Source organism: Herbaspirillum sp. SJZ099, assembly GCF_007828355.1.
Taxonomy (GTDB): domain Bacteria; phylum Pseudomonadota; class Gammaproteobacteria; order Burkholderiales; family Burkholderiaceae_D; genus Herbaspirillum.
The window spans coordinates 43429-56354 of the sequence record NZ_VIUO01000011.1 but is presented as its reverse complement, the minus strand read 5'-3'; the positions used below and the strand labels follow the sequence as shown (position 1 = coordinate 56354).

Below are 12926 nucleotides of genomic sequence, written 5' to 3'. Positions count from 1 at the left end.
GGTCGGCCCGAGGGCGCAGGCGGGATCAGGCCTGCTTCCTCTTCGATGCGTACTCTTCACTGGTCAGCACCCGCGCCAGGTGTTCGGCCGCGCTTTCGGCATGCTGGCGCGCCAGCTTGTCGGCCACCGCCGCGCGGCCATCGATGATGGCCTGCAGGATGGCTTCATGCTCGTCCCACACGGCGATGTGGGAGCGCACGTCCGACGAGAGGATGGCGCCCATGGCGCGGCGGATGTGGTGCCAGTGGAGGGCGGTGGTCTCGCCCACCATCGGGTTGCCGCAGCTGCGGTAGATGAACTGGTGGAAGTTCATGTCGGCCACGATGCGCGCCGACAGGTCGCCCATGTCCGAGACGGCGCGTCCGGCGGCGATCAGGGCGCGGCCCTCGCGCTCGCCGGCGCTGCGTTCATCGCCGTCCCGCTTCCAGCGCTCGGCGGCCTCGCGCGCGGCCAGGCCGTCCAGCACCGAGCGCACCTGGTAGAGCTGCATCAGCCTGGTCGGATCGAGTGCCGTCACCATCACGCCTTTGCGCCCGGCATCTTCGATGAAACCCTGGCGCTTGAGCAGCTGGAAAGCCTGCAGGATGGGTTGGCGCGATACGCCCAGCTGTTCGGCCAGGCCTTCCTGCGTGATTTTTTCGTTGGGCGCCAGCGTGCCGGAGCAGATCGCATCCAGGATGGCATCGTAGACCTGCTCGATCAGTTGCGCCGGAGCGTCGATTTTGTACATGGAGCTGCCGCTAAAAAGGAATCGGAATGGTAAGGCAAAGAACGGCGCAAGATGGAAAAGCCGGACATCGGGAAAATGTCGGCCCCGGCCGGTTTCCCACAAAACGCCATTTTCGTGTTCTGTATGCAGATTATTGCTGCGCCGCAGCTTTGTCAAGCCGCAGCGTCCGGCGCCAGGCGAGGGCGTAGAATGGCGGCCTTCCAACTGGCCGAACCTGATACCGAAACGCCATGCCCGCCCGTCCCGTCATCCCAGCCTCTGCCAACCTGCTTGCCGCCTGGCGCGCCGACCCGCATAGCGGCGACGCCGGCCATATGGCGCAACTGCTGGCGATGCCGCAAGCCGGGTTGGATGCCTGCCTGCAAGAGCAACACAGCCCGGCCATCCTGGATCTGCATTTCGGCGCCGGGCTGGCCTTCCTTTCCAGTTGGCGGCGTTTCGACCGGATGCGCGCGCAGGGCGGGGCGCAGCGTTTGCATTATGTGGCGATCCAGCCGCATCCCTGCACCGTCGGACAACTGCTGGCGCTGCATGCCGGCTGGCAAGAACTGGCGCCTTACGCCGACCGGTTGCGCGCGGCGTGGCCGCTGTTGCTGCCCGGCACGCACCGGTTGCTGCTGGATGAAGGCCGTGTGACGCTGACCCTGGTGTTCGGCCCGCTCGACGAAGAATTGGCGCGCCTGGAAGCGCCGTGCGACTTGTTCTACCTGCACGGGCGGCAGCAGGATTTCGACGCCGCCGCATCCGATTGGAACCCGCATGCCTGCAAGCGCCTCGCGCGCCTGGCCTGGACCGGCGCACGCGCGCTGGTGTTCGACGGCGCGGCCACGGCTGGCGCCATGCGCCAGGTCGGCTTCACCGGCGCGCCGGCTTTGCCGCCTGGATTGCCGCCGTTATTACCGCTGTTGTTACATTACGCGCCGGCATGGCCGCGGCCGCCCTCGCATGTGGCCGCGGCCGCGACCCCCTTGCGGCGCCAACCGGAACATGCGCGCCACGCGCTGGTGATCGGCGCCGGCCTGGCCGGTTGCGCCATCGCCGAACGCCTGGCCGCGCGCGGCTGGCGCATCGACCTGGTGGAGGCCGGCAACGGGCCGGCCACCCAGGCTTCCGGCAACCACGGCGGGCTGTTCATGCCGGCGCTGGCGCGCGACGACAGCCCGCTGGCGCGCCTGACGCGGGCCGCCTTCCTATTCGCCGGGCGCCACTGGGAGCGGCTGGGCGGCGTCGGTACGGCGGCGGATGCGGCCATTGCCGGCGAGCGCTGCGGCATCCTGCAGTTCGGCCGCGACGCCAGGCAGGCGCTGTCTTTCGAACAGGGCGCGCAAGACTGGAACTACCCCCCCGAATACGCCCGCTGGATGGACGCGGAACAGGCGCGCGCGCTGCTGGGCATGCCGGTCATGGGCGGCGGCTATTTCTTCCCGCAGGCCGGCTGGCTGAATCCGCCGTCGGTATGCCGTCGCCTGCTGGCCGTGGCGCAGCAGGGCGGGGCGCTGGCCACCCATTTCGGCCGGCAGGCGGCGGCCTTGCGTCGCGACGACGGGCATTGGCAGGCGCTGGATCCGGCGGGGCACATCATCGCGCAAGCGCCGGTGGTGATCCTTGCCGCCGGCGCCCAGGCGCGCGCGCTGGCGCAGAGCGCATCGCTGCCGCTGAACGCGGTGCGCGGACAGGTCACGCACCTGCCGGCGGCAGGGTTTCCCGAGCTGCCGGTGGCCTTGTGCGGCGACGGCTACCTGACCCGTCCCTATGGCGGCAGCGTATGCATGGGCGCCAGCTACGACCGCGACGGCGACACCGGCCTGCGCGCCGGCAGCCATGCCGAGAACCTGCAGCGCCTGCGCAATATGCTGCCGGGGATCGATCAACATTACGCCGTGCCGGATGCGCAAGCGGCCAATCTGCCGGGCCGCGTCGGCTTCCGCTGCATCGCCCCCGACCGCCTGCCGCTGGCGGGCGCCTTGCCCGACATGGAGGCCGCCGCCGCGCTGGCGCCCACGCGGCCGGAAGCGGTGCCGCGCCATGCTGGCTTGTACGGTTTGCTGGGCTACGCTTCGCGCGGGCTGATCTGGGCGCCGCTCATGGCCGAACTCCTGGCGGCGATGCTGGAGCGCGAGCCGCTGCCGCTGCCGCGCGACTTGCTGGCCGCGCTCGATCCGGCACGCTTCGTCTGGAAAGCCGACGCCGGGACGGCGGGGGCCGACGATTGCTGATGCCGGCCGGGCACGCCGCGGGTTGTTGGCATGCCTGGGGCGCGGCCGTCCCAAAGCGCGGCAGCCCGCCCACTGGGCCGGCCAGCCCCGGCTGGAGTAGAATGTCGCCTTTCGCGCAGCCCGCCTTGCGCCCTGTCCGCCGGGGCCCGCGCCGGGTTCGTCCGCCGGGACGACGCCCTCGGCTGCGCCGCTCCCATGCATTTCAAGCCACACTGGAAAGTCCCCGCACATGTTGCGCATCAATGAGCTATTCCTTCCGCTGGACCATACGGAAGACGACCTGAACGCCGCGATCCTGGAACGCCTGGGCATCGCCGCCGACGAGCTGGTCGGCTTCACGCTGTTTCGCCGCAGCTACGACGCGCGCAAGAAGAGCGCCGTGATCCTCACCTACACCATCGATGTGGAAGTGAAGGACGAAGCGCAGGTGCTGGCGCGCAACAAGAACAAAACCAATGTCGGTCCCACGCCCGATACCGGCTACCACTTCGTCGGCCGGGCGCCGGCCGGCCTGAAGCAGCGTCCGGTGGTGATCGGCTTCGGCCCGTGCGGGCTGTTCGCCGCGCTGGTCCTGGCCGAGATGGGCTTCAACCCGATCATCCTGGAGCGCGGCAAGACCGTGCGCGAACGCACCAAGGACACCTGGGGCCTATGGCGCCAGCGCGAACTCAAGCCCGAGTCCAACGTCCAGTTCGGCGAGGGTGGCGCCGGCACCTTCTCCGACGGCAAGCTCTACAGCCAGGTCAAGGACCCCAAGCATTACGGCCGCAAGGTGCTCAAGGAATTCGTCGCCGCCGACGCGCCGCCCGAGATCATGTACGTCAGCAAGCCGCACATCGGCACCTTCCGCCTGGTGAAGATGATCCAGTTGATGCGCGAGAAGATCGAGCAGCTGGGCGGCGAATTCCGCTTCGAGCAGCGCGTCGAGGATGTGCTGATCGAAGACGGCCAGATCCGCGGCCTGACCCTGGCCTCGGGCGAGCAGATCGCGGCCGACCATGTGGTATTGGCCATCGGCCACAGCGCGCGCGACACCTTCGAGATGCTGTACGAGCGCGGCGTCTACATCGAGGCCAAGCCGTTCTCGATCGGCTTTCGCGCCGAACATCCGCAGTCGCTGATCGACAAGTGCCGCTTCGGCCCCAGCGCCGGCCATCCCATCCTCGGCGCGGCCGACTACAAGCTGGTGCACCACGCCTCCAACGGCCGTTCGGTCTACAGTTTCTGCATGTGCCCGGGCGGCACCGTGGTGGCGGCCACCTCGGAGCCGGGCCGTGTGGTCACCAACGGCATGAGCCAGTATTCGCGCAACGAGCGCAACGCCAACAGCGGCATCGTGGTCGGCATCACTCCGGCCGACTATCCCGGCCACCCGCTGGCCGGCATCGCCTTCCAGCGCGAATGGGAAAGCCGCGCCTATGAACTGGGCGGCGGCAACTACGACGCGCCGGCGCAACTGGTGGGCGACTTCATCGCCAACCGTCCCTCCACGGCGCTGGGCAGCGTGGAGCCGTCCTACAAGCCGGGCGTCAAGCTGGGCGACCTCAACCCGTCGTTGCCCAAGTACGCCATCGACGCCATCCGCGAGGCGCTGCCGGCCTTCGACAAGCAGATCCGCGGCTATTCGATGCATGACGCCGTGCTGACCGGCATCGAGACCCGCACCTCTTCCCCGATCCGCATCAAGCGCGACGACCATACGCTGCAAAGCTTGAATACCAAGGGGCTGTATCCGGCCGGCGAAGGCGCCGGTTATGCCGGCGGCATCATGTCGGCCGCCATCGACGGCATCCGCGTGGCCGAGGCGCTGGCGCTGGATATCATCGGCCGGCAGTAAGGGACTAAGCATCCGGCAGACAAGACAAAGGCCGCTCCGGTTTCCCGGAGCGGCCTTTGTCGTTTGCCTGCAGCTTTTGACTGCTGCGTGTCTGCGTGTTGTTGCTTGTCGCTGTCGCTTGCCTGCCGATTACTTCTTGGAGCGGGTAGTCGCAGCCGTTTTTTCCGCAACCGCGGTGAATTGCTTGGCGGCGTTGCTCAGGTTGGCTTCCAGCGTTTCGACGGCTTGCTTGGTGCTCTTGGTCAGCTGTTCGTAGCCGGCGTTGGCGTTGGACAGGGTCGCCTTGAGCAGCGAAATCGCCTGTTCCGAACCCGGGGGCGCGTTCTTGCTGATCTCGTCGATCAGGGCGCCGACCTTGCGGCTGGTTTCGGCGACCTGGGCTTCGGCAGCCTTGGTGAATTCAGCTTGCGTGGCCGAAACGATGCCGGCCAGGTGGCGGCCGTAAGCGGCAGCCTTTTCAGCGCCCGGCTGGGCTTGCGCGGCGGCCAGCGCCAGCAGTTCCTGAGGGTCCTTGGCAGCGGCCAGTTGCTTGGCGGCGGCGGCGGATTCTTCCAGCGAAGCCTTGGTGGCCGACAGGTTCAGCTCGACGATCTTTTCCACGCCTTCGAAAGCCTTGGCGGTCAGGGTGTTGATCAGATCCAGCTGGGCTTGCAGGTTGGATTTGGTGGCGGCGGAAAACTGATCTTGGTACGAAAACATGTTCATCTCCTTGATGTTAATGACGATTTGATGCACTAAACGAACAGCCGGTATGGATAAACAAACGGCCTTCCACAGCGGCTTTCGACCAGAATCAACCAACAATCATGATTTGTGCGCCGCAACAATTCCTATTTTATGCACTTCTTTGGGGAGGTCAAGTGAATTTTGTGCGCCGCACAAAATAATTTGTAACATCGTCGAAAATATGCGACGCCCAATCCCGGCGCGGCTTTGCGGCCAATCAAGACGAACGTTCGGACACTTTCACCCGGGTTTCGCCGGTCGGAAGCTCATGCACCACAATGCCCGCCTCGGAAGACTCAAACTGGCAGCCGGCGCTGACTTCGATACCGCGCAGGCCATCCTGGTAACCCTGGTCCCAGCGCCACAGCAGCGATCCGCGCCCGAAATTGACATCCTTGGACGCCATGTTCCAGTCGCGCCCGGCATAGGGCAGGCGCACGATGTGGATGGTGGTGTCGGCGCCCAGCTCGGCCATCATCTTGCGGTCGGCGGCGGTGAGCATGACCGGCGGCAGGCGCTGGTAAAGGTCGTGCGCGGCGCGGCGCAACTGGTATTGCTTGAGATAGGCATCGATATGGCGCTGCGAGCGCGAGGCGAAGGTCACATCCTTTTCGCGCGTCTGCACTTCTTCCAGCGTTGTGGGCTCGGGGCCGTCGGCATGCCACAGGTCGACCATCATGCACAGCGTATTCATGCGCGGCTCATCGTTGAGGACCGCTTCCAGCGGGGTGTTGGAATACAAGCCGCCATCCCAGTACAGCTCGCCGTCGATGCGCACCGGCGCGAAGCCCGGCGGCAGCGCGCCGCTGGCCATGATGTGCTCGGGACCGATGGGGCGGGTGGCGGAGTCGAACTTGACCAGCGTGCCGCACGTCACCTTGACGGCGCTGACCGTCATGCGGATGCCGGCCTTGCGGTTGAGGTACTCGAAGTCGACCAGCCGCGCCAGCGTCTCCCGCAGCTCGGCGGTGCTATAGAAGCTGGCGTCCTCGGGCGGCACCGGCAGGCCCAGGGCGAACGGGTTGGGCGGGCGCGGCCGGAAGAAGCCCGGCGCGCCGCGCATGAAGGTATCGAGCGTGGTCAGCCGGGTGGACAGCAGGCGCAGGTTGTCGGGCAGATGCTGCAGGTCGAACAGGTCGGGATGGGCCACCGTTTCCCAGAACTCGCGCAGGCGCGCGATGCGCGTCTCGCGCGGGTTGCCGGCGATGATGGCGGCATTGATGGCGCCGATCGAGGTGCCGACCACCCAGTCCGGCGTCAGGCCGTTCTCATGCAAGGCCTGGTAGACCCCGGCCTGGTAGGCGCCCAGCGCGCCGCCGCCTTGCAGCACCAGAGCCACCCGGGGCTTGCCGGGTTCGGCTTGGTCGCGGGAGCGCGCGGCGGGCCTGGCCGGCACCGCCTTGCGGCGGCCGGCAGGGGCTGTCTGCTCGGGGATCTTGCGCATGTTCCTTCCTTTTGAAATCTCTCAGGAAAAGATCGGGCGGAAACGGAAACGTTCAGTAGACATCCGCGCTGCCAATCCGCCAGCGGGGTTCTAGCATAGCGCGGTTACAGAGGGAGGATGTGCGGCGGAGTGAAAGAAATATGGGGCAGGGCAAGCTCAGGCGCGCGTGCCTTGCCAGGACTCCACCAGCTGGCGCGCCTGGGTGCCCATTTCGTCCAGCGCCACTTCATGGCGGTGGTCGTAGATCATCATCGCGTACAGGTCGGCCAGCGCGTTCACCTCGGGCGACAGCGCGCATTCCTCGCCGGTGGCGGGGCGCTGCTGGCGCCAGTAGTTGATGGCTTGTTCGAGGTCGGTGAGGGAGAGCATGGGTTTCTTGTTGGTGACGGTGCATGGGAGCGGATCGGCCCATTCTAGCGCAATTCGGCTGCACTACTGTCTAAAAACACAGGTAAATCCGGTTCGCCAGGTCGACGATGAATGCCGGTTGCAGGTAGGCAAGAAATATCGCCGCCAGCACGCCCGCGCCGGCCAGCGCCAGCGACAGGCGTCGCCAGCGTCCGGCGCGAACATGCTCAGAGCGTCTGGCCACGGCAAAGTTCTCCACTCAGTTCACCGCCAGCGGGCGGGCAATCGCCTGCTCGCGCACCGGCAAGTTGATCAGCGTGGCGAAGATGCCCAGCGCCAGCGTGATGGCCCACACCGTGTCATAGCTGCCTTCACGGGTAAACAGCCAGCCGCCCAGCCACACGCCCAGAAAGCTGCCGACCTGGTGCGAGAAGAACACGAAGCCTGACAGCATCGACAGGTGCTTCACGCCGAAAATGCCGGCCACGATGCCGTTGGTCAGCGGCACGGTCGACAGCCACAGGAGCCCCATCGCCGCCGCGAAGACATACACCGACCAGGCCGACAGCGGCGCGGCCAGGAACAGCGCGATCGCCACCGTGCGCGAGAAATAGATGCCCGCCAGCAGGAAGCGCTTGGGCAGCAGGCCGCCCAGCTTGCCGGCGTAGTAGGAGCCGAAGATGTTGAACAGGCCGATCAGCGCCAGCGCCACCACCGCCACATTCGGATCCATGATGCCCTTGTCCTTCAGGTAGGAGGGCAGGTGCGCGCCGATGAACACCACCTGGAAGCCGCACACGAAGTAGCCCGCCACCAGCAGCTGGAAGGGACGGTAGGCGAACGCCTCGCGCACCGCCTCGGCGATGCTTTGCTCTTGCGCCGCCTTCACCAGCGGCGGCTCCCGCAGGCGCATCGCCATCGGCAGCATCGCCACCAGCACCAGCGCGGCCAGCCAGAAGAACGCCTGTTGCCAGCCGGCCAGCGAGATCAGTTGCTGCTCCACCGGCATCATCATGAACTGGCCGAAGGAGCCGGCCGCGGAAGAAATGCCGAAGGCCCAGGAGCGTTTTTCCGGCGGTGCGCTGCGGCCGACGATGCCGCTCACCGCGCCGAAGGCGGTACAGGCCAGCGCCGCGCCGATCAGCACGCCCGAGCCCACCACGAACAGCGCCGGTTGCGCCACCAGCGCCATCCACATTAGTCCGGCCGCATACAGGAACGCGCCCAGCACGATCACGCGCGCCGTGCCGAAACGGTCGCAGGCCATGCCGGCGAAGGGACCGATGGCGCCCCACATCAGGTTTTGCATGGCGATGGCCAGCGAGAAGGTTTCGCGCGTCCAGCCATGCGCTTGCGACATCGGCTGCAGCCAGAAGCCCAACCCATGGCGCACGCCCATGGCCAGCGTGAGCACCACGCCGCTGGCCAGCAGCACGGTCTTGAAATCGGGGGTACGGTCGGTTTGGAACATGTGTCTCTTCCCTTGAGGTTTTTTATCGTATTTTTGATCCCGGGGAGTTTACTGCAAAGGCGCCGGCGGTGCCGGCGGCCCCTTTCAGGCCAGGCGGTATGGCTGCGTACCTAACTGGGTGGCGATGGCGGCTTGCAGCGCGGCCGGGTCCAGCGGCTTGTGCAGCACCGGGAAGCCGCTGGCGCTGGCCAGGCCGATGCCTTGCGGCGAAGTGTCGCCGGTGACGATGATGGCCGGCACCTCGCTTCCCAGCGCCATCGACACGGCGCGGATCACGTCGATGCCGGTGACGCCCGCGGCCAGCCGGAAGTCGGTCAGCACCAGCTCCGGCGTGCCATCGGCCAGCACGCCCACCGCCTGTTCGCGCGAGCGCGCGGCCAGCACGGCATACCCCCAACTGGCCAGCAGGATCGACATGCCGTCGAGCACTTGCTTGTCGTCGTCGACCACCAGCACCGTGCGCCGGGCTATGTCCGGCCGGTGCGGCGCGGCCGGCGCGCTGGCCTGACCGGCGGCCGGTTCATGCCGGGATGGCAGGCTCACCGAAAAGCAGGAGCCTTGGCCGACCGCCGAACGCAGCGCGATGCGGGCGCCGATCAGGTCGGCGGTGCGCTGCACGATCGCCAGGCCCAGCCCCAGGCCCTGTTCGCGATCGCGCGCGATGTTCTCGACCTGGTAGAACTCGCGGAAGATGCTGTCGAAATGGTCGGCGGCAATGCCGATGCCGGTATCCATCACGCATATCTCCAGCAGGCCGCGGCGGCGTCGGCAAGCCAGCAGGATGCGGCCCCGTTCGGTATAGCGCACCGCATTGGAAAGGAGATTGGCCAGGACGTTCTGCAGCAGTACCGGGTCGGTGTCGATCCAGGCCGGGGTCGGGCGCACTTTCAGGCGCAGGCCTTTGGCGGCGGCGGCCTGGGCGAACTGGTTTTCCAGGGCGTCGAATGTCTCCTGCAGGCGCAGGCGGCGCGGTTCGACCTGGATGACGCCGGCGTCAAGGCGCGAAATATCCAGCAGCACATTCAGTAGCTGCGACATGCCCAGCAGTGCCGACTGCAGCCGTTCGGCCAGGGTTTCGATCGTGGCGCGTTCGATCTGCGAGGCCTGTGCCGCCATGCGCAAGGCGGCGATGTACAGGCCCAGCGCATGCGTGGGCTGGCGCAGGTCGTGGCTGGCGGCGGCCAGGAATTGCGACTTGCTGCGGTTGGCCAGTTCGGCGCGCTCCTTTTCCTCGGTCAGTTGGCGGATCAGCGCCGTGTTCTCGAAGCGCAGCGCGATGGCGTCGCGCACGGTGCGCTGGATCACCCGGCTATAGGCCAGGTTGACGCCCAGCAGGAACAGCGAAAGCACGCCCAGTACCGAAAACAGCGGCGTGTCATGGGCGAACGAACGTAGCGCGAACGGCAGCACGGTCGGCAACGCATAGGCATAGTAGGCCGGCCAGAACGACGACAACGAAGCGACCGAGCCGCCGGTCATGCCGGCCAGCACGATGCAGGTATAGACGGTGATGACGGTATTGTCCGGCGCGAAGAAGAGCGGCCCCATCGCGCCCCACAGGCAGCCCGAGATGCCGGCCCATGCCACGTAGCGCCAGCAGCGCGCCGATGTCGTCGCCGGCAGGTGCGCGCCGCCGCGCAGGTCGCGCCAGACCATGGCGATGCGGATCGCCGTGACCAGGCAGATCGCTCCCGCCCAGCCGAGCAGCAATGCATGCGGCACCTGGCCCCACAGCAGGAAGACCGTCAGGCTGGCCACCGCGATATTGCCCAGGAAGATCGGCGGCGACTGCCGATACAGGGTGTTGACCAGTTCGAGATAGACAGCGCGGTCCGAGGTCGGGAGCAGGGTTGTCATTGTTCTTATGCAATGGTGGCGGCGGCAATGCCAGGGTATTTTCCCGCGGGCAAGGCATCGGGTTTATTGTAATATCGGCGCACACAAAGGGGCTGCGTCGACCGGGGGGCAACAATGAAAACCATCGTACTGGCGGAAGACCACGCGATCATTCGCGATGGCTTGAAACTGCTCATTTCCACCAGGCCCGATCTGCGGGTGGTGGCCGATACCGGCCACGGCGACGAGGTCGAATGCCTGGTGCGGGAAAACCGGCCCGACCTGTTGTTGCTCGATCTCGACCTGCCGGGTTGCCACGGCGTGGAACTGACCCGCAAGATCAAGGCCGGGCACGGCGGCACGCGGGTGCTGATCCTCACCGCCAGTCCCAGCGCGGCATCGGTCGAGGCGGCCTTCGAGGCCGGCGCCGACGGCTATGTGCTCAAGCACGAGAATGCAGAGGAACTGCTATATGCGATCGCCCTGGTGCTGTCGGGCATCGTCTATCTCAGCAAGGGCCTGGCGCAACGGTCGGCACTGCCGCCCGCCCCCGAAGAGGCGCCGATTACGGCGCGCGAGCAGCAGATCCTGGCGATGATCGCGCGCGGCCAGTCCAGCAGCGATATCGCCGAGAAACTCAATCTCTCCGTGCTGACGGTGCGCAAGCACCGCCAGAATCTGATGGGGAAACTGTCCCTGCACAATGTCGCCGAAGTAACGGCCTATGTGTTGCGTTCCAGTGCACTGCCTCGATAGTAAGGCGTTGGCGGCGCGCACAAAATACTGCATATGCAGTATTTACCGGGAGATGGCCGGCTCTTAGCATGGGGGCTCTCCAACATTGGCCGAAAGCTTGTTCGGCATTGTGCCATGCCCGTACCGCATCGTTTCCCTTTGCCGCGTGCCGCGCATGGCCGGCCGGCCGCCTGCGCCGCCGGCATGCTCGCCTTGCTGGCCAGTACCGTCGCACAGGCACAGTCGCTCAACGAAGCGTCGCTGCAAGCTGTCTACAGCCAGATCGAAGCCTTGCGGCAGCAGCTTGTGCAGGAGCAGTTCGCCGCTCCTGCAGCGACGCCGCCGCCATCGGTGTCGCCGCTATCGCTGCCGACGATCCAGCCCGTCAAGCCGGGCGCGCTCCAGCCGGAAACCGAGCGCAGCGCCGCAGAACTGCAGAAGGAATTGGCGCAGCGGCAGCTGGAACTGGGCCAGCTCCAGAAACAGGAGTCGGAGAAAAGCCGGCAGGAACTGCTGCAGAAGCTGATGCTGCAAACCAAGCAGAAACAGCAAGAGCTGGCGCTGGTCCAGAAGCAGCCGGCGCAAATCAAGGAACAACAGCAGACCCAGAAGCAGCAGGAGTCGGAAAAAACCAAGCTGATGCAGCAAGAGTTGACCGAAAAGGAAAAGGAGTTGACGCAGAAGCTGCTGGAGAAAACCCGGCAGCAACAGGAAGAACCGGTTGGGAAGCAGTTCGAACAAGCCGAGCAGCAACCGCAGGAATCGATCCAGAAACAGCCGGAACAGGCTGAGCACCTGCCGGATCGCCGCACCCTGGCGGCCTATCTCAGCGCCGGACAGGGCGACCAGCAGGCACAGGCGCAATTGGCGGAGGCGCCCGATGCGGGGATAGCGGTCACCGCCGGCGCGATAGCGGTCACGGGCACCGTCGCCGATACGCAAACGCTCATTGCCGCTGCCGCAGCGACGATAGCCAGCGCGTCTTCCCACGCCAGCGCGCTATCTTCCTCCATGCAAGATGCCTTGCAGCGAGCCGGGCAACTTTCGGCCGTCGCCGCCGCACAATCGCAACAGTTGTCGCAACAGTCGCAACAGCTGAGCTATGAATATGTCACGGCGGGCCTGGTGACGCCGATGGCCAGTTGGCCGACCAACCTGGTGGCGACCTATAACGGCAACGTCAGCGGCACGCTCAACAATGGCGCGGCAGTCAGCGGCACATTCCAGGCCATGGTCGACTTCTCGACGATACACAGCATGGCGCCCAGTATTCCCGGCAGCATGACTTTTGCCGGCGGCCAGGGCAGCACCAGTTTCACCCTCACGCAAATGGGCGGCTACATCGGCGGCTCCATGTCCGGCACCTATGGCGGCCAGGCCGTGAGCGGCTATGTGATGAATGGCGTGCTTTACGGCCCGGCGGCCGAGCAGATGGCGGGGCAGTGGAGCATGCAAAATGCCGCCGCCACGCTGACCGGCAACGGCAACTTCCAGGCGCGGCGATGAGCGCCGCTGCCCGGCGTCGCCGCGATTGGCCCCGTTTTCCTTTCTCTTTCGTTGCCATGCCTTTGCTTCGTTCCCGC

11 protein-coding genes are annotated in these 12926 nt (G+C 66.3%); 4 read left to right on the top strand and 7 right to left on the bottom strand.

The window, feature by feature from the left end; genetic code table 11:
- Window positions 1-25: 25 nt before the first annotated feature.
- Entirely contained in the window at window positions 26-730 is a 705-nt protein-coding gene (locus FB597_RS18240; RefSeq protein WP_141917506.1) for a GntR family transcriptional regulator, read from the bottom strand.
- A 230-nt stretch (window positions 731-960) separates the two neighbouring features.
- Here FB597_RS18240 and mnmC point away from each other — a divergent pair, with 230 nt between their 5' ends.
- Complete coding sequence (mnmC, locus tag FB597_RS18235; RefSeq protein ID WP_144770319.1) at window positions 961-2946, top strand: FAD-dependent 5-carboxymethylaminomethyl-2-thiouridine(34) oxidoreductase MnmC; 1986 nt, start codon at window positions 961-963, stop codon at window positions 2944-2946.
- A 229-nt stretch (window positions 2947-3175) separates the two neighbouring features.
- Entirely contained in the window at window positions 3176-4783 is a 1608-nt protein-coding gene (locus FB597_RS18230) for an NAD(P)/FAD-dependent oxidoreductase (RefSeq protein ID WP_144770318.1), read from the top strand.
- A 129-nt stretch (window positions 4784-4912) separates the two neighbouring features.
- On the opposite strand, the gene phaP is transcribed toward FB597_RS18230, so the two are convergent.
- From phaP to FB597_RS18205, 6 genes are all read right to left on the bottom strand, one after another.
- A complete protein-coding gene (gene phaP, locus FB597_RS18225) occupies window positions 4913-5482 on the bottom strand; it encodes a TIGR01841 family phasin (protein WP_141917514.1) in 570 nt (189 codons plus the stop codon).
- Between the two features lie 244 nt (window positions 5483-5726).
- Window positions 5727-6953 (bottom strand): patatin-like phospholipase family protein, encoded by a 1227-nt coding sequence (locus tag FB597_RS18220; protein WP_141917517.1) that lies wholly within the window; start codon window positions 6951-6953, stop codon window positions 5727-5729.
- Window positions 6954-7109: 156 nt separating this feature from the next.
- Entirely contained in the window at window positions 7110-7322 is a 213-nt protein-coding gene (locus tag FB597_RS18215; protein WP_050468602.1) for a DUF3717 domain-containing protein, read from the bottom strand.
- A 70-nt stretch (window positions 7323-7392) separates the two neighbouring features.
- A complete protein-coding gene (locus FB597_RS20345) occupies window positions 7393-7545 on the bottom strand; it encodes a hypothetical protein (RefSeq protein WP_183405900.1) in 153 nt (50 codons plus the stop codon).
- Window positions 7546-7560: 15 nt separating this feature from the next.
- Window positions 7561-8772 (bottom strand): MFS transporter, encoded by a 1212-nt coding sequence (locus FB597_RS18210; protein WP_141917519.1) that lies wholly within the window; start codon window positions 8770-8772, stop codon window positions 7561-7563.
- Window positions 8773-8856: 84 nt separating this feature from the next.
- Window positions 8857-10629, bottom strand: coding sequence for a hybrid sensor histidine kinase/response regulator (locus tag FB597_RS18205; RefSeq protein ID WP_144770317.1), 1773 nt, complete (start codon window positions 10627-10629; stop codon window positions 8857-8859).
- A gap of 114 nt (window positions 10630-10743) precedes the next feature.
- Between FB597_RS18205 and FB597_RS18200 the strand changes: the two genes are divergently transcribed.
- Entirely contained in the window at window positions 10744-11364 is a 621-nt protein-coding gene (locus FB597_RS18200; RefSeq protein ID WP_144770316.1) for a response regulator transcription factor, read from the top strand.
- Between the two features lie 114 nt (window positions 11365-11478).
- Entirely contained in the window at window positions 11479-12849 is a 1371-nt protein-coding gene (locus FB597_RS18195; RefSeq protein ID WP_144770315.1) for a hypothetical protein, read from the top strand.
- The last annotated feature ends 77 nt before the right edge of the window (window positions 12850-12926 follow it).